Genomic DNA, 22918 nt, shown 5'->3' with positions numbered 1-22918 from the left:
AGGTTAGGCAGCGCGGTTGAGGTAGCTGATGATCGTGTCTGCAGTTTCCTCCGGGGCGCTGACGTGGGGGAGGTGCCCGGTGGCCTTCATGACTGCCAGGGTTGCGTTCGGCAGGTGCTGCTGCGTGTATTCGCCAACATGCACGGGAGCCAGCAGGTCATCCGTGCACTGCATGACGAGGGTGGGAACGCTGACCTCCTTCAGCAGGTGCCGGACGTCCGAGAGGAAGGCCACCTTGGCGAATTCACGGGCTACGGTGGGATTGATCCGGCAGAAGCTCCCCTCGAGCTCGGTGTGCAGCTGTGGTGATCCTGGATTGCCCATGATGACCGGGGCCATGGTGGCAGCCCAGACCATGTAGTTGCTGTCCAGCGAGGCAAGCAGCTCGCGAATGTCTTCCTGCGAGGTTCCGCCGTCGTAGCCGTCCTCCGGGTAGTCCATGTAGCTGGGGGAGGAGGCGAGGAAAACCAGGGCTTTGAACCGCGACGGATCAGCGGCAGCGGCGGCCACGCCCATCATCCCGCCGACGCTGTGTCCCACGAAGGTCACATCGCGGAGGTCCAGGTCCGCCATGATGTCCTGTACGTCGGCGGTGTAGCCGTCCAGGGAGGAGTATTTGGCCGAGTCGTAGGCGTCCGGGTCCGAATTGCCCGCGCCCACGTGGTCAAACAGGACCACTCGGTAGTCCGGCATGAAGCGGCCCAGCAGGCGCTGCCACATGCCCTGGTCACAGCCGAAGCCGTGTGCAAACATCAGCACCGGGCCCTCCGGGTTGCCCAGAATGCGAACGTTGTTGCGTACACGGCTGTTTGTCCCCATGAGATGACCTTCGGCTTTGAAATGAACTGAGAGCGAGACTGAGACTGGCGGAGGATGTGCGCAGCAAGCGGGGCCGGGCCACCAGAGGGCGCGCACGGAACACACTCTACAGTGAACCGGAAAGCGGGCAGGGATACGTTGCGGCTGCCGGCCTATTCGGCGGAAAAGCGGAGTTCGGCAGCCCCGCCGTTGAACGACGTCGTCCCCGTCAGCCGCATGCGGCCGGTGGGCGCTGCGACGGGAAGCAGGGGGCGCCCGCTGCCGAGCGCCACGGGCATATAGGTAACCCGCACTTCGTCCAGCAGCCCGGCGTCGGCAAACTGGGCCGCGACATGACCGCCGCCCACCACCCAGACGTTCCGGTTGCCGGCGTCGGCCACTGCGGCTGCGCAGATATCCCGGATGTCTCCGGCGGCGAAACGTACGCCGGTGTCCGGCGGCGCCTGTAGATTTCTGCTGGTCAGCACCTGGCAGGGCAGGGTGCCGTAGGCCCAGGAACCGGGGTCCTCGGCGCGGACGAAGTCGTACGTTACCGAGCCCATCACCAGGGCGCCGACCCCGGCCAAAAACTGGTCATAGTGCGTTTGGAACGCCTCGAAGCCGAAGTCCAGCAGCCAGTCGAGCTTGTTGTCTTCGGTGGCTATGTAGCCATCCAGTGACGATGCAACGTAATAGATGACCTTACCCATGCGTTTGAGCATAGCGGCGGGCACGGCGTCACACATCAATGCATGAGCAGCGGGCCGTCCAAACGTGCATTTCTTGCCCCCGGGATGGAAGAGTGGGGGATACCAAGCACACTGATCTTCCATGGGAGGCATGCAATGGGCGGCACAGGACCACAGGATGAACCGGAATTGGTAGCGGACCTGGTGGTCCAGCGGCTCCAGGCATGGGGAGTGGGCCGGATCTTCGGGTACAGCGGCGACGGCATCAACCCGCTGATGGGTGCCCTGCGGCGGGCGGGCGGACCGGAGTTTGTCCAGGCCCGGCATGAGGAGAACGCAGCTTTTATGGCGGTGGGCCACGCCAAGTACACCGGGGAAGTGGGCGTGGTGGTCTCCACCCAGGGCCCGGGTGCCATCCATCTGCTCAACGGCCTGTATGACGCCCGGATGGACTCGGCGCCGGTGGTGGCCGTCATCGGACAGCAGAGCCTGAGCGTTTTGGGGTCCGGCTACATGCAGGAAGTGGACCTGATGCACCTGTTCCGGGACGTTGCGTCCGGATTCCGCCAGCAGGTGTCCAGCCCGGAGCAGGCGCCGCTGGTCATTGACCGGGCCTTCAAGGAAGCCCTTGCCACCCGCACTCCCTCCGTGGTGATCCTGCCGCATGATGTTCAGCAGGCGCCGGCTCCGGAACTGGACCAGGAGCACGGCGTGCTCACCACCGCTCCGGTATGGCGGCCGGCCCGGATCCTGCCCCGCGACGAAGACGTGCAGGCTGCCGCCAACCTGCTGAACAGCGGTAAGAAAGTAGCCCTGCTGGTGGGGCAGGGAGCCCGCGGCGCGCAGGAACAGGTGATGGCCCTGGCCGAGAAGCTGGGCGCTGCCGTTACCACCAGCCTGCTCGGCAAGCCGTATGTGGACGAGTCCCTGCCGCTGGCGGCCGGAGTCATGGGCCATCTGGGTACCTCGGCCAGCGGTTATGTGCTGGCCAACTGCGACACGCTGCTGATCATTGGCTCCAATGACCCGTGGACCGAGTTCTATCCGCCGCCCGGGGCTGCCAGGGCCGTGCAGATCGACATCGATTCGGCGGCGATCGGCAACCGGTACCCGGTGGAAGTGGCGCTTCCCGGTGAAGCTGCCGCATGCCTGGACGCCCTGCTGCCGCTGCTGGCGGAGCGCGGACCCTCCGGGTGGCGGAACGACGTCGAACAGGCGGTGCGTACCTGGCATGAGCTGGCGCGAGAGCGGGCCTTTACCCCGGCTGATCCGGTCAACCCCGAGCGCGCCGTCTACGAGCTGAGCAGGCGCATGCCTGCGGACGCCCAGGTAGCCGTGGATGTGGGCAGCAGCGTCTACTGGTACGCCCGCCAACTGCGGCTGCCGGCCGGCGTTCCCGCGCATCTGTCCAGTACGCTCGCAAGCATGGGATGCGCTGTGCCCTACGGCCTGGCCGCAAAGCTTGCCCGTCCGGACCGCCCGCTCATTGCCCTGTCCGGAGACGGCGCCATGCAGATGGCCGGGATCACTGAACTGATTACGGTCAGCAAGCTCTGGCAGCAGTGGGAGGATCCGCGCTTTGTTGTCTGCGTCCTGAACAACCGGGAACTGGCTGAAGTGACGTGGGAACAGCGGGAGATGGAAACCGAACCGCGCTTCCCGGACAGCCAGGCGCTTCCGGACTTCAACTATGCCGGCTACGCGGAGCTGCTGGGCTTTGAGGGCATCCGGGTGGACGATCCGGAGCAGCTCGGTGCTGCCTGGGACCAGGCGCTTGCGGCTGACCGGCCGTGCATCATTGAGGTGGTCTCGGATCCTGACGTTCCGCTCCTGCCGCCGTTCCCCGGAGGCAAGGCACAGGCAGCATCCATGATGGAAGCGATGGAAAAGGAAGGGCCCCAGACGCAGCACGCCCGGGACCTCCTGTCCGTCTACCTCCGCCAAGAAGAAGCCTTGGAGGGCTGATCCCTGCGCAGGCGGAACGTTACGGCCGGGCGCCCAGCTGCACGGGCTCCTCGTCGTTCAGGTACGCAGATTCGGCATGGGCTGCCATATCGATGCCCTGCAGTTCGCTTTCCTCCGGAATGCGCAGGCCGATGGTCATCGCCAGGACCTTGGCGATGACCCAGGTGACCACGAAGGAGTAGACGAGCACCGCAGCGGAGGCCAGGGCCTGGATGCCCAGCAGTTCGAGCCCGCCGCCGTAGAACAGGCCGCTGACACCGTTGGGAGCTGCGTCGGTGGCGAACAGGCCGATCAGCAGGGTGCCCAGCAGGCCGCCCACGGCATGGACGCCGACGACGTCGAGGGAATCGTCGTACCCGAGCCGGTACTTCCATTCGATGGCCAGGGAACAAACGAGGCCGGCAATCAGTCCGATGGCCAAGGCGCCCAGCGGACTGACGGCACCACAGGCCGGAGTGATGGCCACCAGGGCGGAAATCAAACCCGAGGCAGCTCCGAGGGAGGACGAGGTTCCCAGCCGCAGCCGGTCCATCAGCATCCAGCCGAGCAGGCCGGCGGCGGCTGCCACAGCCGTGTTCAGGAAGACGACGGCGGCGGAGTGCCCGGCACTCAGGGCCGAACCGGCATTGAATCCGTACCAGCCCACCCAGAGCAGCCCGGCGCCGAGCAGTACCAGCGGGCGGCTGTGCGGCTTTCCGGAGGCATGCGGCCAGCCCTTGCTGCGGCCCAGGACCAGGGCCAGCGCAAGGGCTGCGACTCCGGCGTTCATGTGGACGGCAGTGCCGCCGGCAAAGTCGATGGCGCCGAGCTGATTGGCGATCCAGCCGCCGGTGACCGACCCGTCTTCACTGCTGAAGGCGAAGACCCAGTGCGCCACGGGGAAGTAGACCAGGGTGGCCCAGAGTCCGGCAAACAGCATCCACGCGCCGAACTTCATCCGGCCGGCGGCGGCGCCGGCCACCAGTGCCGTGGTCACACAGGCAAACATCAGCTGGAAGGCGGCGAACAACGCCACGGGAATCGAAGAGTCCGGATCCTCAACCAGCAACTGGGACAGACCGAAGAATTCCAGCGGGTTTCCGAGCAGACCGGCGCCGGTGAGTGAGTTGCCGAAGGCTGCCGAGTAGCCGTACAGCACCCAGAGTGTTGCAACAAGGCTGGCGCCGCCGAAGCACATCAACATCATGTTGAGGATCCGGCGCGAGCCGACCATTCCTCCGTAGAAGAACGCGATGCCGGGAATCATCAAGCAAACCAGGGCGGCACTGGCGAGCAGCCAGGCGGTGTTTCCAGAGTCCATGGAGATACTCCATTCGGGGGTGGCCGGCCGCGCGGGCCGGAGCGGCGGGTGGAAACCGTGCTACTCCCAGCGTGGGCGCCCCGTATTACAAACGCGTTTCCGCGCAAGTTATCCCTGTGTTAACAGCTGCTGGATGCCCGCTGAACGTTTCCTAGTAGTTGAGCGGCATTCCGCGGCCGAAGGAAAAGGCACGCACCACTTCCACAATGCCCAGCACCACCAGGGCAACGCCGCCGAAAATCACCAGTGCCGCAAGGGAGCTCACCGGGAGGAACAGAACCACCACGCCGGCAATAATGCTGACGATCCCGTAGATGATGGCGTACCACCGTGATCCGCCGCTCTCCACCTCGGTCAGGGACATGATGCCCTCCACAATCCAGGCGATTCCAATGAACAGGGCGAGGACGGTTAGGGAGGCCGTCGGATTACGGATCGCTGCCACTCCGACGATGAAGAGCAGAAGGCCGATGAGGATGTTCAGGACGCGCAGTCCGCCGACCAGCGGAGTCACCAGCCCTGTGACCACGCGGACCGCCCCGGAGACGACGAAATACAGGCCAAACAGGACGGCAATCACGTCCAGGGTGGCTCCGGGCCAGAACAGAACCAGCGCACCCAGCACCACTGAGAGGACCCCGGTGACGACCATGCCCGTGCGGATGCCCCGGACCACCTTGTGGGTGAGCTCGCTGACGTCCAGGCTCAACCCGCCGAACCCAAAAGTACTTCCTGACATGGACATGTGGAACCTCCCGTAGAGTCGGGCTGGCAGCGCCCCTGTTCCAAAAATTATCCTTCCGGGGATGCCCTGATCTCTAGGGATGGCTTGCCGCAGAGCCCTCGGAAGGGCCAGACAACGTGCCGGTCAGTCTCCGGTGGATCCGTCCAGCAGTTCACGCAGGATGTCCAGGTGGCCGCAGTGACGGCCGGTTTCTTCGATCATGTGCACCAGGACCCACCGCACGTTCTGCCCGTCGCCGTCGCCGTCCCCGTCACCCTCGCCGGCGCTTCTGCTGCGGCAGCGGTCCTCGAGGTCGTAGCGTTCCAGCACCTCCCGGGATTCGCGGCAGGCAGCCTCATAATCCTTGATGAGTTCCGCGAGGCTGTCATTGTCATCGACCCGGAATTCTCCGTCCGGGTCAGCGGCAGACCATCGCGTGGGCACATCCCGCTGCCCGTCAAGCCGGGTGCGGAACCAATAGCGCTCAACATCGGTTAGGTGTTTGACGAGCCCGGACACCGTGGTGAGGGAGGGCAGCAGCCGTTTGGCGCCGTCGGCATCGCTGAGTCCGGCAGCCTTCAGAACCACGGTGGCCCGGAAGTAGTCCACAAAGCCGGTCAGCGTCTCGCGCTCCCCGGCTGCTTCGGGCGGTTCCGTGCGGATATCCGGGGGCGTCTGCGCAGTCATCCGCCCAATCTAATCCATCCGCACGCTAACCCATTCGTTCCGGCAAGCCGGAACCCGTACCTGCGAGCCGGGCGAGGTGGTCCTGGATCATTTGCGCCACGGCTTCATGCCCGGCCTGGTTCGGATGGTAGGGCAGCGGCCCACCCTCGGTGGGGACAAAGGCGCCCACCGTCCACGGGTCTTCCGAGCCGGCATAGTGGTCAGCGCTGGCCTTGGCCACGCGCACCACGGAACCGCCGGTGGCGTTGGCCCCGGCTTCGGTTGCCAGCGCCAGATGCACGGCCAGCTCACGGCCGGCGGCGGCCTGCGCCGGTTTCATGCCGGCCACGCGGATGTGCGGGTCCAGCGGCAGCACAGTCAGATATTCCACGAACAGGACGACGGCGTTGGGGGAGCGCCGGCGGATCAGCTGCCCTACGGAGGCCATGGCCGCAGGCAGCAGCGCGAGCCGCCGGTTCAGGACGGCCGGTGCAAGGGCCTTGAGCATTTCGAGGGAGGGCAGGTGCTTGAGGCGGGCCAGCGGAGGCAGGCCTGCTGCCATGAGGGACGCCGCGAAGCCAATGTCATTGCCGCCGATGGTGACGGTGACCAGGTCCGTGTCCGCCGCCAGGGCATCCGCCTGCGGCGCCTGCCCGTACTGGGAGCGCCACAGCACGTCCGCGGTGGTGGCTCCGGAACTGGTGACATCAGTGAGGGAAAGCTGCAGCTGCCGGGCCAGCAGGTGGGGATAGTTGACGTCAGTGCGCCCGGCCTCAGGCGGGCTGCCCGGCACCGGAGTGCCCAGTCCGGGGGCTGATGCGAACGAACTGCCCAGGGCGACGTACCGGGCTCCGGTCCAGTCTGCTGATGCTCTGTTCATTGAGTGTTCCCCTTCACAGGATGCTTTTACGGCAGGCCGAGGAGGTGCCGGATTTCGGCATCGGTGGTTTGGTCAAAGGTCTCGTAGGCCTGGCCCACGGCGGTAAGCCCAACCGCCTGCCAGGGGATGACGACGTCGTCCGCCAATGCCACTGCGGTTTCCGCACCCGGCCCGCAGCTCACGGGAGCCGCCGCCACCAGCCTGGCCGGGTTCTGCCCGCGGAGTCCCAGCAGAGCGGCGCGCATGGACGCGCCCGTGGCCAGCCCGTCATCCACCAGCACCACCGTGCGGCCGGAAACATTCAACGGGTCCCGCCGCATGCGGTAAAGCTTGTCGCGGCGGATCAGCTCGAGCTGCGCGATGGCGGCGGCGGCTTCGAAGGCCTGTTCCGCGGAGCCGGGACCGTCGCTGGAGGAGGTGCCGGAATGCAGGGAGCTCTGCCAGTCTGCAAGAACGGCTTCGTTTTGCACGGTAGTGACTGTCCCGGCCACCCATGCCAGTGCTCCGGCGGCCAGTTCGGGCTGCCCGGGGAGGCCCACTTTCTGCACCGCGACAACATCCAGCGGCGCGTGGAGCAGCTTGGCGACTTCGGCAGCCACGGGCACGCCGCCGCGCGGCAGGCCCAACACCACCAGGTTTGGCGCGCCGAGGTAGGGAGCGAGCGCTACGCCCAGCTGGACTCCGGCGTCCTGCCTGTTCCGATACCGGCTAAATGGTGCCATGGCTCCTCCTTGCAGGGGCCGGTTTCTTGACACGGTAGGGTGCCGCCGGCACGGCTGGCAAGGCACCGGCAGTGATCCCGTGCGGCGGATTGCGAAAGGTTGCCGGGCATAGCAGGGTGGGCGTGGAAAGGTGGACCCATGACTCCCACAGCTTTGATTACCGGCGCCACGTCCGGCATTGGTGCCGAATTTGCCCGCCAGCTCGCGAACCGCGGCTACAACCTGGTCCTCACCGCCCGGAACGAGGAACGGTTGAAGGAATCCGCCGGCCGCCTGGCAGCCGAGTACTCCGTGCAGACGGAGTACATCGCGGCGGACCTGGCCGAGCCCGAAGGTGTTGAACGGGTGAGCCGCCGGCTGGAAAAACCGGACATCGCCATGCTCGTGAACAACGCGGGTTACGGGTTGAAGAACAGCTTTGAACGCAATGAGCTGGCCGCCGAAATGGACCATCTCAACGTTCTGGTGGCGGCACCGCTGCAGCTGAGTCACACCGCTCTCAACACGATGCTCTCGAAGATGGAAGAACCCGGGGGCCACATCATCAACGTGGCCTCGGTGGCAGGGTTCATTCCCCGCGGCACCTACAGTGCGGCCAAGTCCTGGGTCATTACGTTCAGCCGCTGGGCGAACATCAGCTACGGCGGACGCGGCGTGCACGTCACGGCGCTGTGTCCCGGGTTTGTGCATACGGAATTCCACCAGCGCATGGACATGGACAAGACCCTGTATCCGGACTGGATGTGGCTGGATGCCGAACGCGTGGTCCGCGAGGGTCTGGCGGATGCCTTTGCCGGCAAGGGCATCTCCATTCCCAGCAAGCGGTACAAGGCGCTGGCCTGGTTTGGCGCCCGCGGGCCGCAGGCACTCGTGGCACGCATCGCGGGCCGCGGCCGGTAGCCGCCCCCGGTCCGGAACACGCCGTAATCCAGCTCGATCCTTCCGGGGCCCGCCCCCTAGTGTGGGTGGCTATGACAAGCGCCACAAACCCCAGTCCCGCGTACCTCAACCAGCTCGACGCCGAAACCGGGCGCCGCATGGAAACAGCGCAGGCTCCGGTGTCGGCTTTTGCCGGAGCTTCCGCCGGGCTTTCGGCGGCCGTGGAAGCACAGGTGGATGCGCTGGCTGCGGACCTCAACGACGTTGTCCATACGCTGCACGGGGATCCGGAGACAGCTTATGAGGAGTACCGAAGCGCGGCGTTCCTCGTGGATCTGCTGCGCCGCCACGGCATCAAGGCTGAGCTTGGGGCCTACGGACTGCCCACTGCCGTCAGGGCTGAAATCGGGACGGCAGGCTCCGCGGCCGAAGAGACAGGGGCGGACCGCGAACCCGCCATCGCCATCCTCAGCGAATATGATGCGCTGCCCGAGGTGGGTCATGCCTGCGGGCATAACGTCATAGCAGCCACCGGAGCCGGGGCATTCATTGCGCTGGCGAAAACGCTTGAGGAAAACCCGCAGGCCTTCCCGGGCAGGGTCGTGTTCCTGGGCACGCCGGCCGAAGAAGGGCATTCCGGCAAGGAAGTGATGGCCCGCAACGGCGCCTTCGACGACGTGGATGCGGCCGTCATGGTGCACCCGTATGCCATGGACCTGGCCGAGCAGGTTTGGCTGGGCCGCCGGCTGCTGACCGTGACCTTCTCCGGCATCGCAGCCCATGCCTCCGCTCAGCCGTTCATGGGACGCAATGCCCTGGATGCCGCGTCCCTGGCCTACAGTGCCATCGGCCTGCTCCGGCAGCAGCTGCCGCCCGTGGACAGGGTCCACGCCATCATCACGGAGGGCGGGCAGCGTCCCAGCGTGATCCCCGAAAAGGCCGTTCTGAAGCTGTATGCCCGGTCCAAGTATCCGGAAACGCTGAAGGACCTCAGCTCCCGGCTGGAAGACATTGCGCGCGGTGCCGCCCTGATGACCGGCACCGGCGTCACCATTGACTGGGACGAACATCCGCCGTCGCTGCCGGTCCGCACCAACACCACATTGACCGGGCGCTGGGTCAGCGCGCAGCAGCGCCGCGGCCGCAGCCCTCTGCCTGCCGGCGTGGTGTCGGAAACCATTGCCGCCTCCACGGATTTCGGCAACGTCAGTTACCGGATTCCGGGCATCCATCCGCTGATTGGCATTGCGCCCGCGGACGTTGCCCTGCATACCCGGGCCTTCGCTGAAGCGGCCGCATCCCCCGCCGCGGAATCCGGGGCACTCGACGGCGCCGCGGGCCTGGCCCTAACGGCCCTTGATTATCTGTGCGATCCGGAACTCCGCCGTGCCGTGGCCGATGAATTTGCCGCTGCCGGCGGGCCGGTTGACGTTGCCCGCTATTTCGACTGACAGGAAATGAGACCGGCATGACCAGTACCCCCTCTGCATCCGTCAAGAGCCGCTCCAATTTTCCGGACCGCCTTTTGGGCGGCATTGAACGCGTGGGCAATAAGCTGCCGGATCCGTTCATGCTGTTTTTGATTCTTTTCCTGATCGTGGCCGTGGCTTCCACGGGCATGGCCTGGGGACACGTTGCGGTCACCGTTCCCGGGGCAACCGAGGAAACGGTGATTAAGGGCTTTTTCACCGCGGAGGGCCTGAGCTGGTTCACCACCACCCTGGGCGCGAACTACCTGGGCTTCCCGCCCTTGGCCACGGTGCTGCCCATTCTGCTGGCGGTGGGTGTGGCCGAGAAATCGGGGCTGCTCTCGGCGCTGATCCGCAAAGCCTTCGGGTCTGCGCCGCGGTGGGCGCTCCCGTACGCCGTCGGCTTCGTGGGAGTCACCGGCTCGATCATGTCCGACGCCGCCTTCGTGGTCATCCCGCCGCTGGCGGCACTGGTCTTCAAGGCCGCCGGGCGCCATCCGGTGGCCGGTCTCCTGGGCGGTTTTGCCGCAGCCGGTGCCGGCTACTCCACCTCCCTGCTCGTCACCAGCCTCGATGCCCTTTTCTCGGGCATTACGACGGCGGTCACCGAGACGCTGCCGAATCCGGGTTCCCCGGTGAACCCGCTGTCGAACTACTTCTTCAACGCGGCGTCCTCGATCGTGCTGATCCTGCTGGCCGGGTTCATTATCGACAAGATCCTGGAACCGCGGCTGCGCCGGCAGGATGTGCCCACCGAGGAAACCGCCGCCGACGAGGACTCCGTCCCGGGTGTGCAGCCCGGCGGCCTGCCTGCGGCCGCGCTGTCCTCCACCCTCACCGCGGTTGAACGACGCGGCGTGATTTGGGCAGTCGTGGCCGGCGCCGCCGTCGCCGCTGTCATCCTCACGGGAGCGCTGCTGCCGGATTCACCCTGGCGGAACGAAGACGGCGGCTACCTGCCCAAATCACCGCTGCTGAGCTCCATCGTCTTCATTGTCTTCATCATGTTCACAGTGCCGGGGCTGGTCTACGGAAAGATCACCGGAACCATTGCCTCCGGCAAGGACGTTCCGCGGGTCATGGGGGCTTCGATCAAGGACATGAGCGGCTTCCTGGTCTTGGCGTTCATTCTCGGGCAGTTCATCGCGCTGTTCAACTGGTCGGGAATCGGCAACTGGCTGGCTGTCGCCGGCGCTTCCGGTCTGGAGTCCATCGGGCTGACCGGCTACCCCGCCATCATCGGGTTCATCCTTCTGGCCTCACTGCTGAATCTGTTCATCATCTCCGGTTCAGCCATGTGGACGTTGATGGCGTCGGTGTTTGTGCCGATGTTCGCCCTGCTCGGCTTCGAACCGGCCTTCATCCAGGGCGCGTTCCGGGTGGGGGACTCCGCCACGCAGATCCTTACCCCGCTGAACCCCTACATGATTGTGCTGCTGACCATGCTCCGCAAATATGAACCGCAGGCCGGGCTGGGTACGGTCATCGCCCGGATGCTGCCCTTCACCGTGCTGTTCTGGCTCGCGTGGGTGGGTGTGCTGACCGTGTTCTTCGTTTTCGGCCTGCCCATGGGCCCCGGCAATGGAATATACATCGACGGCTAAGCGCTGGATTCCAATAACTACAGAGGAAAGGCAACGCGCCATGAGCTCGACCAGCCCCAAGATTTACGCCCTGCACGAGAACCCCGAGTGGTTTCCGCCGTTTGCCCGCGCGTTCGAAGCCGAAGGGCTGGAAGTGGAGGAGTGGCTGCTGACCGACGGTGTCCTGGACCTGGACTCCGTGCCGCCGGAAGGCATCTTCTGGTCCCGGATCAGCGCTTCCTCCCACACCCGGGACCACGCCCTGTCCAAGGACTATGCCCGGGCGGTGCTGTCCTGGCTGGAAGCCCACGGCCGGCGGACCGTCAACGGGCGCAGGATCCTGGAACTGGAAATGAGCAAGGTGGACCAGCTCACCGCGCTGCGGGCCGCCGGAATCGACACGCCGCGCACAGTGGCCGCCGTCGGACGGGACTCCATCCTGGACGCTGCCAAGGAATTCCAGGCTCCCTTCATCACCAAGCACAACCAGGGAGGCAAGGGGCTGGGGGTCCGGAAATTCGAGTCCCACGGCGAGCTCGCCGACTATGTGGCGGGGCCCGACTTCGAGGAACCCGCTGACGGCATCACCCTCATTCAGGAGTTCATCAACGCAGCCGAGCCCTTCATCACCCGCGTGGAGATCGTGGGCGGGGAGTTCATCTACGCCATCCGCGCAGACACCGCCCGCGGCGGATTCCAGCTCTGCCCCGCGGACGCCTGTGCCATTGATCCGTCCACCGGCAAGCCGATCATGCCGCCCGGCGCCACGATCGCTCCGGATGAAGACACCCAGCTCTTCAGCCTGCGGGAGGGCTTTGACCATCCCATCATCGGCAAGTACATCGAGTTCGCGAAGCGCAACGGGCTGGAGGTCTGCGGAATCGAATTCATGGAAACGGCAGACGGCCGCATCCTTACCTACGACGTGAACACCAACACCAACTACAACGCCGTGGTCGAAGCTGCCGCCCCGCGTTCGGCGCCCCGCGCGCTGGCTCAGTACCTCAAGGGGCTTGGCGCCTAGGGGGGCGCATCTTTCTGCACCGGGGGGACGTGGTGCAGGACAAACAATTTATCCCCCGGCGCAACCCGTCGATATAGTCAGGGTTATCGAAACCGAAGGAGCTCCTCCAATGACTGCCGCCCAGGAACCAGTGTGGGTCAAGAACTACCAGTCCGGCGTTCCGGCAACCATTGAGCTGCCCACCGAGTCACTGACGGACATGGTGGAGGACGCCGTCGCCCGCTACGGGTCCAAGGTGGCTTTGGAATTCTTCGGTGCCGAAACCACCTATACCGAGCTGGGTGACCAGATCAACCGGGCGGCCGAGGGGCTCCGGAAGCTGGGCGTGCGCCGGGGACACCGTGTTGCCGTGGTGCTTCCCAACTGCCCCCAGTACCTCATTGCCTTCTACGCCGTGCTGCGCCTGGGCGCCGTCGTCGTCGGCCACAACCCGCTGTACACGGAGCGCGAACTGCGCCACCAGTTTGAAAACCACGGCGCGCAGGTGGCCATTGTCTGGGACAAAGCCGTGGAGAAGATCCAGGACTTCCCCGATGACATTGCCGTGAAGACCGTCATCGCCGTGGACATTACCAAGGCCATGCCGCGGCTCAAGCGAATCGGGCTGCGGCTGCCGCTGCCCTCGATCCGCCGAACCCGGGCCGGCCTCACCGTCAAGACCGAGAACACGATGTCGTGGGAAAAGCTGCTGAGCTCAGCTCCCATCGACAGCGCGCATCCGCGTCCGTCAGTGCGGGACCTCGCCGCACTGCAGTACACCTCGGGCACCACGGGTGTTCCCAAAGGCGTGATGCTGACCCACTTCAACCTGCGCTCCAACGCGCTGCAGGGCCAGGCCTGGATGCACGGCGCGCAGGAGGGCAAGGAAGTCATTTACGGCGTGCTGCCGATGTTCCATGCCTTTGGCCTCACCCTGTACCTGACCTTCTCCGTCCTGACCGGGTCCCGGCTGGTCTTGTTCCCCAAGTTTGATGTGGACCTGGTGCTGGAAGCCGCGAAGAAATCCAAGCCCACCGTTTTCTGCGCCGTCCCGCCGATCTACGAAAAGACGGCGCTGGAATCCAAGAAGCGCGGCATTGACCTCTCCACCATCCGCTTCGCGATCTCCGGCGCCATGACCTTGCCGGCAGCCACCGTGAAGCTCTGGGAAGAGGTCTCCGGCGGACTCCTGGTGGAGGGCTACGGCCTCACCGAGTCTTCGCCGGTCGCGCTGGGTAACCCGTTTGCCGAGAGCCGCCGGAACGGCACCATCGGTGTTCCGTTCCCCAGCACGGAAATGCGCGTTGTCGATCCGGAACAGCCCTCCTCCGACGTGCCCCACGGTGTTCCGGGTGAGCTGCTGATCCGCGGTCCGCAGGTCTTTGCCGGCTACTGGAACAACACAGAGGATACCGAGCAGGTGCTGCTCGACGGCGGTTGGCTGCGTACCGGCGACATTGTCACAGTGGATGATGACGGTTTCGTGAAGGTGGTGGACCGCCGCAAGGAACTGATCATCACCGGCGGCTTCAACGTTTCCCCCACCGAGGTGGAGGAAGTGCTGCGCAGTAACCAGGCTATTGCCGACGTCGCCGTGGTGGGCCTGCCCCGTCCCGACGGCGGCGAGCAGGTTGTGGCGGCCGTTGTCCTGACCGAGGGTGCGGAACTGGATGAAGCCGGGCTGCGGGCCTGGTGCCGCGAGCGGCTTACCCCGTATAAGGTTCCCCGCCGGATTGTGGCCATCGAGGAGCTGCCCAAGTCGCTGTTGGGCAAGGTGCTCCGCCGCCAGGTGCGCGAACTGCTGACCAACGAGAAGTAGGCTCCCTTCCGGATTACCTATTGACGCTCCGAAGGCGTTGGGTTGGAATAGTAAGCAGGCTTGGCATTTCAGTCTGCCTGATACTACAGCCGCCCAATAAGGCCACCGCAGGTATCTTCGCGATGCCTGTTGCAGGTTCGGCCCAAACGTGAAACCAGACCGCACAACGGCGATGGTTTCACAGCTGAAGGAGAACAGCATGATCAGCAACCAGCAAGTTGAAGGTCTCATGGCAGGGTCCGGCAACGTCTTGGGGCCCAACGGTGACAAGATTGGCGCCGTTGGAACGTTCTATTTGGATGACCAGACCAATGAGCCCGCCTGGGTCACGGTCAACACCGGAATTCTCGGAACGAACGAGTCCTTCGTGCCCCTCAGCGAAGCAACGGTGGAGGGTATGGACGTCCTGGTTCCTTATTCCAAGGACGAGGTTAAGAACTCCCCGCAGGTCGAATCCGATGGATCCATCACCCCTGAAGAGGAAGTGACGCTCTACCGGTACTACGGGTTTACTTACGACGACGGCAGTGACGACGTCTCCACCATGGACGCGGGCACCATGACGGATTCGGGCACCATGACGGATTCCGGCGTCGGAACCCGGACCGGCGACCGGTCGGACTTCATGGAGGACAGCGACATGACGCGCTCGGGCATGTCAGCGGATGCGACGGTGGGCAGGGATACTTCCGGCCCCACCACTGATGACGCCATGACGCGCTCGGAAGAGCGGCTGGATGTGGGCACCCGGTCGCGTGAGACCGGCAAGGCGCGCCTGCGGAAGTACATCGTCACTGAGACCGTCACCACCGAGGTTCCGGTCAGCCATGAAGAGGTCCGCATTGAGACGGAGCCGATCACGGATTCCAATGTCGATTCCGCCATGGCCGGACGGGAGCTCAGCGAAGAAGAGCACGAGGTGACGCTTCACGCCGAGGAGCCGGTCATCAGCAAGAAGACGGTGCCGGTGGAGCGGGTCCGGATGGATACCGAAACCGTCACGGACACGGAAAGCGTGTCCGAGGAAGTTCGCAAGGAGCAGATTGAAACCGAGACGGACGACGGTATCCGTCGAAGCTCCGGCACGGATTCCCACGGCGGTTCCGGGCACTCCGGCGGCACGTCCGGGGAAAGCGGTTCCGGCGGCGGCTCGGGCAGCTCGGGCAGCGGCAGGTAACTTGAAGCGCAGCGTTTGAGTGCGGGGTTCCGGCAGTTGCCGGAACCCCGCATGGTGTTATGGCTTTCTTATGACGCCGCCACCTGGCGGGCAGTGCGCTCGAGCACCTCACGGCAGGCCAGGACCGCCGGCCGGTTGGCGCCGGCCCGCCGGACGGACGTGAAGATGCTTCGGTGCGGCTTGCCGTCCAAATCCATTAAGTGGACGCTGGGATCCCGGCCGGTCCACACCAGGTCCGGCATCAGCGCCACGGCGTTTCCGGACTCGATCAGCCGAATTTGGGCCTGCAGATCGGCCGTCTCAAAACGGACATCAGGTTCAAATCCTGCACGCCGGCAAATCTGCTCCGCCCAGTGCCGGGAGGCCGCGCCCCGCGGTTCCATCACCCACGGAAGCCCCGCGGTGTCCGCCAGGGACTGCACCGGCGGAAGGCCCTCATGCGGTACGGCCAGGCGGATGGCATCCGAGGTCAGGTGCACCCGGTCCAGTTGGGCATGCCGGACGGCGGCATGTCCTGGATACTGTTCAGCGATCACCAGGTCAAAGTCGCGTGCCCAGGTTTCGTACAGTGCTGTCTCGGGCTCACGCTGGACCATTTCCACGCGCAGTTCCGGGTGCTCACGGCGAAGGATGCGGAGGGCATCGGGCAGCAGGGCCAAGGCGGCTGACTGGAACACCGCTATCCGAATGGATCCGGTCACCGAGGTCAGCGACGACGCCAGGTCCGCTTCGGCCCGCTCCAGCGATTCAAGGATGTCGGAGGCATGGGCCACCAGAATCTCAGCCTGCGGTGTCAGCTGTACACCCCGCCCGGTTTTCCGCAGCAGTTCCACCCCCACGGATTTCTCCAGCTGGCCCAGCTGCTGGGATACCGCGGAAGGGCTGAGGTTCAGCGCTTCCGCCACTGCGGCCAGGGTTCCGCGGGCTTTGACTTCCCGGAGAAGGATCATGCGGCGAACATCGAGCACCGTTATTTCCCCCTTTCAATTCATTAGTAAATCTAATCTATATCGGTAAGAAAACCCATCTTTGCCTAATGGGAAATAGTGCGGATACTTAGAGGAATACCTATCAGTTGCACGTTGAAATGAGCTGCCCGCATGAGCAACATCACCACCGAAACCACCGCGGGATCGGACACCCCACAGGCCCTGGCTGATGAGGCCGTAGCCCTTGTCCGCCGTTGGCTCGCCGAGGCGGCAACCGTCCCGGTGGACGCGTCCGCTGCGCAGCTTGCCGGCGTGCTGAAAGATCCGGCCGGACTGGACTTCACCGTTGGGTTCGTTGACGGCGTCATCCGCCCCGAAGACCTCCGCGTGGCCGGCCGGAATCTGGCCGCACTCGCGCCCCGGGTGCCGGGCTTCCTTCCCTGGTACATGCGCTCCGCCGTCCGTCTGGGCGGAGCTATGGCGCCGGTGCTGCCGCACGTTGTCATTCCGGTGGCCCGCAAGGTGCTGCGCCGGATGGTCGGCCACCTGATCGTGGACGCCACCGATGCCCGCCTCGGCAAGGCCATTGCCGGCATCCGCAAGGACGATGTCCGGCTCAACATGAACCTCCTGGGCGAAGCCGTGCTCGGCGAACGCGAAGCCGCCCGCCGCCTGGAGGGCACCCACGAACTCCTGGCGCGCGACGACGTCGACTATGTCTCCATCAAGGTGTCCTCCACCGTCTCGCCGCACTCGCACTGGGCGTTCGATGAAGCCGTTGAGCATGTGGTGGAAAAGCTCACCCCGCTCTACCGGCGGGCAGCGTCCTCCGCGCAGAAGAAATTCATCAACCTGGACATGGAGGAGTACAAGGACCTGGAGATGACCATGGCGGTCTTCACCAAGCTCCTGTCCATGCCTGAATTCAAGGACCTGGAAGCCGGCATTGTCCTGCAGGCGTATCTCCCGGACGCCCTCTCCGCCATGATGCGGCTGCAGGAGTTCGCTGCGGCCCGCCGGGCCGACGGCGGCGCGCCCATCAAGGTCCGCGTCGTCAAGGGTGCCAATCTGCCCATGGAACAGGTGGAATCCTCGCTGCATGACTGGCCGCTGGCCACCTGCGGCACCAAGGCTGAAACGGACACCAACTACAAGCGCGTCATCACCTACGCCCTGCAGCCCGAGCATGTCGCCAACGTGCGCATCGGCGTGGCCGGACACAACCTGTTCGACGTCGCCTTCGCGTGGCTGCTTGCCCAGCAGCGCGGCGTGACCGAGGGCATCGAATTCGAGATGCTGCTCGGCATGGCCACAGGTCAGGCGGAGGTGGTCAAACGCGACGTCGGTTCGCTTCTGCTGTACACGCCGGTGGTGCACCCGGCGGAGTTCGACGTCGCCATCGCCTACCTGATCCGCCGCCTGGAAGAGGGCGCCAGTTCCGAGAACTTCATGTCGGCGGTCTTCGAGCTCAGCGAGAACGAGGCCCTCTTTGAACGCGAAAAGCTGCGCTTCCTCACTTCGCTGGAAAACCTGGATGACCGGGTTCCTGCCCCGAACCGCACCCAGGACCGCAGCCAGCCGCGCCCGGATGCTCCCACCGGAGCCGGCGGCGCCCATCCGGGCTTCACCAACACGCCGGACACTGACCCGTCGCTGCCGGCCAACCAGGCCTGGGGCCGGTCCATCCTGACCCGCATCGAGGGCTCACCCCTGGGCAAGGCTGCCGTCGCCGACGCCCAGGTGGCCGACGAAAAGGCGCTCTCCGCCGTCATCGAGACAGCAGTTTCTGCCAGCAAGGGCTGGGCCGCCCTCAGCGGCGCCGACCGTGCCGAGATCCTGCACCGCGCAGGAACCGTCCTCGAAGATCACCGGGCGGACCTGATGGAGGTCATGGCCGCCGAAACCGGCAAGACCCTGGACCAGTCCGATCCCGAGGTCTCCGAAGCCATCGACTTTGCGCACTACTACGCGGAGCGGGCCAAGGACCTGGAAAAGGTCGACGGCGCCCGCTTCGTCCCGGCCCGCCTCACGGTGGTCACCCCGCCGTGGAACTTCCCGGTAGCCATTCCGGCCGGTTCCACCCTGGCTGCCCTGGCGGCCGGTTCTTCCGTGATCATCAAGCCTGCCCGCCAGTCCGCGCGCAGCGGAGCCGTCATGGTGGAAGCGCTCTGGGAAGCCGGCGTTCCCCGCGATGTCCTGCAGATGGTGCAGCTGGGCGAGCGTGAGCTCGGCCGCCAACTCATCTCGGATCCTTCCGTGGACCGGGTCATCCTCACCGGAGGCTATGAAACGGCACAGTTGTTCCGGTCCTTCCGCACGGATCTGCCCCTCCTGGCGGAAACCTCGGGCAAGAACGCCATCATCGTCACGCCCAGCGCCGACTTTGACCTGGCCGCGCGCGACGTCGTTTCCTCCGCCTTCGGCCACGCCGGGCAGAAGTGCTCGGCAGCCTCCCTCGTGATCCTCGTGGGCTCGGTGGCCAAGTCCCCGCGTTTCCGCAACCAGCTGGTGGACGCGGTGCAGTCGCTCAAGGTCGGCTATCCGGTGGATGCCGTGACGCAGATGGGCCCGATCATTGAACCCGCCGAAGGCAAGCTGCTGCGCGGACTGACCGTGCTGGGCGACGGCGAGTCCTGGCTCATCGAACCGAAGCAGCTGGATGACTCCGGCCGTCTCTGGAGCCCGGGCGTGCGCACCGGTGTCCGTCCAGGTTCCGAGTACCACCTCACGGAGTACTTCGGTCCCATCCTGGGCGTGATGACTGCCGATACCCTCGAAGAAGCCATCGCGCTGCAGAACCAGATTGACTACGGATTGACCTCCGGCCTGCACTCGCTGGATCCGGCGGAAATGGACCTGTGGCTGGAAAACATCTCGGCCGGCAACCTGTACATCAACCGCGGTATCACCGGCGCCATCGTCCAGCGCCAGCCGTTCGGCGGCTGGAAGAAATCCGCAGTCGGTGCCGGAACCAAGGCCGGCGGCCCCAACTACCTCATGGGCCTGGGTGGATGGGAGCCTGCAAAGGCCACCGGCAGCGGAGCTCCGGTGAGCCACCAGGGTGCCGCCAAGCTCCTGGCCGCCGCTGTGTCCGGCAGCTTTGCTGACACCGCCTTCCTTCAGCGTGCGCTGAGCAGCGATGCCGCGGCGTGGGCCGAGGAGTTTGGCACCGCTAAGGACGTGTCCGCGCTGAGTGCGGAACGCAACGTGTTCCGCTACCGGCCGCTGCCGGTGACCATCCGGCTGTCCGAGGATGAGCCGCTCGACGCCCTGGTGCGCGTAGCCGCTGCCGGGCTGCTGGCCGGATCCGCGCTGCGGGTCTCCACCGGCGTCGAACTGCCGCTGGCGCTCCGGGCCGTCCTGACGGAACAGGGAGTCCCCGTGGCGGAGGAGAACGACGCCGAATGGCTGGCTTCCGCTGCAGGGTTTGACCCCGCAGCGCAGGGGACCCGGATCCGGCTGATCGGCTCCGGCGCCTCGGCACTGGCCACCGCCCTTGGAGGACGGCCCGATGTGGCCGTCTACGCCAACCCGGTCACCGAGGCGGGGCGCGTTGAGCTGCTGCCGTTCCTGCATGAGCAGGCCGTGAGCATCACCGCGCACCGCTTCGGGACGCCGAACCACCTCTCGGATGCCCTGATCTAGTCAGCACATTCGGCAACAAGAAAAGACGGCACCGGGTCTATCCCGGTGCCGTCTTTTCTTGTTAAGGTTTTGCCCATGGAACTGATTTACGAGTAGGGACCTTCCGGGCCGGATTACCGGCTCCGAGCACCCGCTCTCATCGCTGACCCCATTCGCCCGTATCGCCCGGGTAGGCGGTCCATGCTGTCAGTGCAGGACGGCCATCATCAGCGCAGTTCCCGGCCGGTACCTAAACAGTCCGGAGATCAACCATGGCATCATCCAAAAAGCACCCGTCCACTCCGTTCAAGGGGCTTGCTGCCCCTGACTCTTCCCTCACGTCCGTGTCTGCGGTCACCTCTGAGGTGCCGGTAACGGCAACAGTGAACATCGCCCCGGCAGCTGCAGCCAAGCTTGGTGCCGAAGGCGGAGATAAGCCGGTTCCCGGCACGGACACCGAGAGCGCCCTCCCCGGGTGGCAGAGCCTGGGCAAGGACCACAAGCCCACGCACAGCTTCGGTAAACAGGGGCGGAGGGAGAAAAAGGTCCGCTGGTAACAGCGGAGAAAGAGTAACCCGCTAATGCGCACAGGGGGCCCGGGCAACACCCCGGCCCCCCTGTGCATGCCCGGACTGCGGTGCCATGATGGACAGCCACAGCTACCGAAGATGCCCCGCTAACGCAAGAGGTTCCCATGCTGCTCAACGAGAAGAATGCCGTTATCTACGGAGGAGGCGGAGCGATTGGGGGAGCGGTGGCCCGGGCCTTCGCGAGGGAAGGAGCACGCGTTTTCCTGGCCGGCCGGCACCTTGAACCCCTGGAGCGGGTTGCCCGGGACATCCGGGCAAACGGAGGGCTGGTGGAATCCGCGCTGCTGGATGCCACCAACGGGCAGGCGGTGGATGACCACGCCAATGATGTCGCGGCTACGGCAGGGAGTCTGGACATCTCCATGAATGTCATTCAACACGGTGATGTGCAGGGCAAGCCAATGGTGGATATGTACGTGGAGGACTATCTGCGGCCGGTATCCACGGCGGTGCAAACCATGTTTCTGACCTCGCGCGCCGCTGCCCGGCACATGATGCAGCAGCGTTCCGGCGTGATCCTGGCTTTCGGAGGTTCAGGCAACCCTTCGCCCGGCCTCTGGCTGGGCGGACTGATCACCGCCTTCGAGGCGATGGAAGCCATGCGGCGCCAGCTCGCGGTGGAGCTTGGGCCGCACGGCATTCGCGTTGTGACCCTGCGCAGCGGCGGCATCCCCGAATCGCTGCCGCCGGATATGGAAGGGAGGAAGGACGTTGCCAACAGCATCGTCGACGCCACCCTGCTGCGGCGTGCGGCAACCCTGGAAGAGGTGGGGAATGCTGCAGCCTTTGCCGCTTCGGATAAAGCCGGAAGCATGACTGCCGCAACTTTGAATATCAGTGCAGGGGCGCTCATGGACCGCTAGCCGGCACGACCGGTAGACGACGCGGATCTCCCCGCCATGCCTTGGTGGCAGAACCTTTATGTGTGCGGCAGGGGGAGGGTGGCCTCTGACCCAACCCTTACTGTTGGCGGAACAGTCCGGTGTGCTTGCGCACCAGTTCGATGAACTGGGGAGGCATCCACGGGCTGTTGGGGCCGAGGAGATTTATCAGGGGCTCGTACCAGAGCTGAACGGCCATGGCGTTCAGCCGCCCGAAAGCAATGATGTCATCCTTGGACAGCTCCTCCCCGTTGATAAGGCGGACGAGTGCTTCTCCGGCCTGGGCTCCCTGGATTGTCAGAGCGAGGTCAATTCCGGCAGGGCGGGTGTCCTCCCATTCTCGCAGGGGCTCGCCCGGACGGTAATTGGAGGACGGCTCGGGAATATCAGTCGGATTCTCCATGCCTGATCCTAACAATTGCCCGTGCTTTCCTGGGTGTGACCGTCGACAGTCACGGCCACGGTGACGCGCGTTCCGTCAGGTGAAGCTTCCGGCTACGCCGGAAGCTTCCAAATGGTGAAGTCCTCAACGCTGATTGCGGTGCGGATTCCTTCTTCGTCGCCGCGGATCCAGATGGTGCCCAGACCCGGAGCCGTTTCACGGACTTCTCCGCGGTAATAAACCTGTTCGCCGCTGCGTACTTCAACATGATCTCCGCGGCGGATGGAGCGAATGTTTCGTACCCGCTTGGAGCGGGTGGGTGAGGGGTGGTGCGGTGCGCTGACAGCTGGCACGGGCTCTCTTTCGGTCGACTAGTTATGTCAACCAAGCGTCGGCAAGAAATATTCCTGCCCCGGCATGCGGATTTTGGGTACCACCCCTGACACCGCCATTTATCCCTGCGTACGATCATGGGCATGGACATGGACATCGTGGATTTCCTGTTGACACGCTTTCAGGACGACGCCGCGGAGTCCCGGAAGCTCCTTACTGCCAGGGGCGTTGCACCGTCTGACCGCTGGTACGAGGAACGGCTGCTGCGCGAGTGCGAAGCCAAGCTCATGCTGATCGACATCATCGGCGGTGCCCGGCGCAATGCCCTGGCACGGATGCTTCTGGATCCCGATGGCCAGGGCAAACTGTTCGCCGATGAGCTGGAGTGGACCTCGCTGGCGCTGGCCTCCATGGCTGCTGGCTACCAGGACCACCCCGATTATCAGGATGGTTGGCGGCTCACCGAAAAACGCAGCTGAGGATAGCTGGTTCCACCCGGCTGGGC

General features: G+C 65.1%; 21 protein-coding genes. 11 read left to right on the top strand and 10 right to left on the bottom strand.

The window, feature by feature from the left end:
- Window positions 1-3: 3 nt before the first annotated feature.
- The gene (locus CXR03_RS04100; RefSeq protein ID WP_104102098.1) at window positions 4-819 is read right to left on the bottom strand and encodes an alpha/beta fold hydrolase; all 816 of its coding nucleotides are present in this window, start codon (window positions 817-819) and stop codon (window positions 4-6) included.
- Between the two features lie 152 nt (window positions 820-971).
- Window positions 972-1508: a dihydrofolate reductase family protein gene (locus CXR03_RS04095; protein WP_104053722.1), complete on the bottom strand. Its 537-nt coding sequence runs from the start codon at window positions 1506-1508 to the stop codon at window positions 972-974.
- A 135-nt stretch (window positions 1509-1643) separates the two neighbouring features.
- Here CXR03_RS04095 and CXR03_RS04090 point away from each other — a divergent pair, with 135 nt between their 5' ends.
- Window positions 1644-3452 (top strand): thiamine pyrophosphate-requiring protein, encoded by a 1809-nt coding sequence (locus CXR03_RS04090; RefSeq protein WP_104102096.1) that lies wholly within the window; start codon window positions 1644-1646, stop codon window positions 3450-3452.
- Between the two features lie 19 nt (window positions 3453-3471).
- Here the strand turns inward: CXR03_RS04090 and CXR03_RS04085 are convergent, their stop codons facing one another.
- From CXR03_RS04085 to CXR03_RS04065, 5 genes are all read right to left on the bottom strand, one after another.
- Window positions 3472-4752, bottom strand: coding sequence for an ammonium transporter (locus CXR03_RS04085; RefSeq protein ID WP_104102094.1), 1281 nt, complete (start codon window positions 4750-4752; stop codon window positions 3472-3474).
- Window positions 4753-4903: 151 nt separating this feature from the next.
- Window positions 4904-5491 carry an HdeD family acid-resistance protein gene (locus CXR03_RS04080; RefSeq protein ID WP_181034483.1) on the bottom strand — a complete coding sequence of 196 codons (588 nt, stop codon included), beginning with the start codon at window positions 5489-5491 and terminating at the stop codon, window positions 4904-4906.
- A 129-nt stretch (window positions 5492-5620) separates the two neighbouring features.
- Complete coding sequence (locus CXR03_RS04075; RefSeq protein WP_104102091.1) at window positions 5621-6163, bottom strand: DinB family protein; 543 nt, start codon at window positions 6161-6163, stop codon at window positions 5621-5623.
- 25 nt (window positions 6164-6188) lie between these two features.
- Window positions 6189-7022, bottom strand: coding sequence for an SGNH/GDSL hydrolase family protein (locus CXR03_RS04070; protein ID WP_104102089.1), 834 nt, complete (start codon window positions 7020-7022; stop codon window positions 6189-6191).
- A gap of 26 nt (window positions 7023-7048) precedes the next feature.
- Window positions 7049-7744 carry a phosphoribosyltransferase gene (locus tag CXR03_RS04065; protein WP_104102088.1) on the bottom strand — a complete coding sequence of 232 codons (696 nt, stop codon included), beginning with the start codon at window positions 7742-7744 and terminating at the stop codon, window positions 7049-7051.
- 138 nt (window positions 7745-7882) lie between these two features.
- Between CXR03_RS04065 and CXR03_RS04060 the strand changes: the two genes are divergently transcribed.
- The 6 genes from CXR03_RS04060 (at window position 7883) to CXR03_RS04035 (ending at window position 15674) form a co-directional block, all read left to right on the top strand.
- The gene (locus CXR03_RS04060) at window positions 7883-8644 is read left to right on the top strand and encodes an SDR family oxidoreductase (RefSeq protein WP_104102086.1); all 762 of its coding nucleotides are present in this window, start codon (window positions 7883-7885) and stop codon (window positions 8642-8644) included.
- A 71-nt stretch (window positions 8645-8715) separates the two neighbouring features.
- A complete protein-coding gene (locus tag CXR03_RS04055) occupies window positions 8716-10074 on the top strand; it encodes a M20 family metallopeptidase (RefSeq protein ID WP_104102084.1) in 1359 nt (452 codons plus the stop codon).
- 17 nt (window positions 10075-10091) lie between these two features.
- A complete protein-coding gene (locus CXR03_RS04050; protein ID WP_104102083.1) occupies window positions 10092-11696 on the top strand; it encodes an AbgT family transporter in 1605 nt (534 codons plus the stop codon).
- Between the two features lie 40 nt (window positions 11697-11736).
- Window positions 11737-12699 (top strand): RimK family alpha-L-glutamate ligase, encoded by a 963-nt coding sequence (locus CXR03_RS04045; RefSeq protein WP_104102081.1) that lies wholly within the window; start codon window positions 11737-11739, stop codon window positions 12697-12699.
- A gap of 109 nt (window positions 12700-12808) precedes the next feature.
- The gene (locus CXR03_RS04040; RefSeq protein ID WP_104102080.1) at window positions 12809-14497 is read left to right on the top strand and encodes a long-chain-fatty-acid--CoA ligase; all 1689 of its coding nucleotides are present in this window, start codon (window positions 12809-12811) and stop codon (window positions 14495-14497) included.
- A 199-nt stretch (window positions 14498-14696) separates the two neighbouring features.
- Window positions 14697-15674 carry a YsnF/AvaK domain-containing protein gene (locus CXR03_RS04035; protein ID WP_104102816.1) on the top strand — a complete coding sequence of 326 codons (978 nt, stop codon included), beginning with the start codon at window positions 14697-14699 and terminating at the stop codon, window positions 15672-15674.
- Between the two features lie 68 nt (window positions 15675-15742).
- Here the strand turns inward: CXR03_RS04035 and CXR03_RS04030 are convergent, their stop codons facing one another.
- A complete protein-coding gene (locus CXR03_RS04030; RefSeq protein WP_104102078.1) occupies window positions 15743-16642 on the bottom strand; it encodes a LysR family transcriptional regulator in 900 nt (299 codons plus the stop codon).
- A 132-nt stretch (window positions 16643-16774) separates the two neighbouring features.
- Here CXR03_RS04030 and CXR03_RS04025 point away from each other — a divergent pair, with 132 nt between their 5' ends.
- The 3 genes from CXR03_RS04025 to CXR03_RS04015 all read left to right on the top strand — a co-directional run bounded on the left by CXR03_RS04025 (window position 16775) and on the right by CXR03_RS04015 (window position 21680).
- A complete protein-coding gene (locus CXR03_RS04025) occupies window positions 16775-20248 on the top strand; it encodes a bifunctional proline dehydrogenase/L-glutamate gamma-semialdehyde dehydrogenase (protein ID WP_104102076.1) in 3474 nt (1157 codons plus the stop codon).
- Between the two features lie 251 nt (window positions 20249-20499).
- Window positions 20500-20784, top strand: a complete 285-nt coding sequence (locus tag CXR03_RS04020) for a hypothetical protein (RefSeq protein WP_104102075.1) — start codon at window positions 20500-20502, stop codon at window positions 20782-20784.
- 137 nt (window positions 20785-20921) lie between these two features.
- Window positions 20922-21680, top strand: coding sequence for an SDR family NAD(P)-dependent oxidoreductase (locus CXR03_RS04015; protein ID WP_104102073.1), 759 nt, complete (start codon window positions 20922-20924; stop codon window positions 21678-21680).
- 97 nt (window positions 21681-21777) lie between these two features.
- Here CXR03_RS04015 and CXR03_RS04010 read toward each other — a convergent pair whose 3' ends face one another.
- Together CXR03_RS04010 and CXR03_RS04005 are read right to left on the bottom strand one after the other, a co-directional pair.
- Window positions 21778-22101, bottom strand: a complete 324-nt coding sequence (locus CXR03_RS04010) for a hypothetical protein (RefSeq protein WP_104102071.1) — start codon at window positions 22099-22101, stop codon at window positions 21778-21780.
- Window positions 22102-22193: 92 nt separating this feature from the next.
- On the bottom strand, window positions 22194-22433 hold the full coding sequence (locus tag CXR03_RS04005; protein ID WP_104102070.1) for a hypothetical protein: 240 nt from the start codon (window positions 22431-22433) through the stop codon (window positions 22194-22196).
- Window positions 22434-22556: 123 nt separating this feature from the next.
- On the opposite strand from CXR03_RS04005, the gene CXR03_RS04000 reads away from it, so the two are divergent.
- Entirely contained in the window at window positions 22557-22892 is a 336-nt protein-coding gene (locus tag CXR03_RS04000; RefSeq protein ID WP_104102068.1) for a DUF6221 family protein, read from the top strand.
- Window positions 22893-22918: the final 26 nt, after the last annotated feature.

The organism is Arthrobacter sp. 08Y14, assembly GCF_002929455.1.
GTDB classification, from domain to species: Bacteria; Actinomycetota; Actinomycetes; order Actinomycetales; family Micrococcaceae; genus Arthrobacter_B; species Arthrobacter_B sunyaminii.
The sequence above is the reverse complement of the archived record's forward strand: the minus strand, read 5'-3'. Positions and strand labels throughout refer to the sequence as shown.

Coding starts and splice junctions, on each gene's coding strand:
- CXR03_RS04025 (WP_104102076.1), top strand. CDS start 16,775: ATGAGCAACATCACCACCGAAACCACCGCGGGATCGGACACCCCACAG.
- CXR03_RS04080 (WP_181034483.1), bottom strand. CDS start 5,491: ATGTCAGGAAGTACTTTTGGGTTCGGCGGGTTGAGCCTGGACGTCAGC.
- CXR03_RS04070 (WP_104102089.1), bottom strand. CDS start 7,022: ATGAACAGAGCATCAGCAGACTGGACCGGAGCCCGGTACGTCGCCCTG.
- CXR03_RS04045 (WP_104102081.1), top strand. CDS start 11,737: ATGAGCTCGACCAGCCCCAAGATTTACGCCCTGCACGAGAACCCCGAG.
- CXR03_RS04000 (WP_104102068.1), top strand. CDS start 22,557: ATGGACATGGACATCGTGGATTTCCTGTTGACACGCTTTCAGGACGAC.
- CXR03_RS04100 (WP_104102098.1), bottom strand. CDS start 819: ATGGGGACAAACAGCCGTGTACGCAACAACGTTCGCATTCTGGGCAAC.
- CXR03_RS04065 (WP_104102088.1), bottom strand. CDS start 7,744: ATGGCACCATTTAGCCGGTATCGGAACAGGCAGGACGCCGGAGTCCAG.
- CXR03_RS04055 (WP_104102084.1), top strand. CDS start 8,716: ATGACAAGCGCCACAAACCCCAGTCCCGCGTACCTCAACCAGCTCGAC.
- CXR03_RS04020 (WP_104102075.1), top strand. CDS start 20,500: ATGGCATCATCCAAAAAGCACCCGTCCACTCCGTTCAAGGGGCTTGCT.
- CXR03_RS04010 (WP_104102071.1), bottom strand. CDS start 22,101: ATGGAGAATCCGACTGATATTCCCGAGCCGTCCTCCAATTACCGTCCG.
- CXR03_RS04085 (WP_104102094.1), bottom strand. CDS start 4,752: ATGGACTCTGGAAACACCGCCTGGCTGCTCGCCAGTGCCGCCCTGGTT.
- CXR03_RS04050 (WP_104102083.1), top strand. CDS start 10,092: ATGACCAGTACCCCCTCTGCATCCGTCAAGAGCCGCTCCAATTTTCCG.
- CXR03_RS04075 (WP_104102091.1), bottom strand. CDS start 6,163: ATGACTGCGCAGACGCCCCCGGATATCCGCACGGAACCGCCCGAAGCA.
- CXR03_RS04095 (WP_104053722.1), bottom strand. CDS start 1,508: ATGGGTAAGGTCATCTATTACGTTGCATCGTCACTGGATGGCTACATA.
- CXR03_RS04040 (WP_104102080.1), top strand. CDS start 12,809: ATGACTGCCGCCCAGGAACCAGTGTGGGTCAAGAACTACCAGTCCGGC.
- CXR03_RS04060 (WP_104102086.1), top strand. CDS start 7,883: ATGACTCCCACAGCTTTGATTACCGGCGCCACGTCCGGCATTGGTGCC.
- CXR03_RS04090 (WP_104102096.1), top strand. CDS start 1,644: ATGGGCGGCACAGGACCACAGGATGAACCGGAATTGGTAGCGGACCTG.
- CXR03_RS04035 (WP_104102816.1), top strand. CDS start 14,697: ATGATCAGCAACCAGCAAGTTGAAGGTCTCATGGCAGGGTCCGGCAAC.
- CXR03_RS04015 (WP_104102073.1), top strand. CDS start 20,922: ATGCTGCTCAACGAGAAGAATGCCGTTATCTACGGAGGAGGCGGAGCG.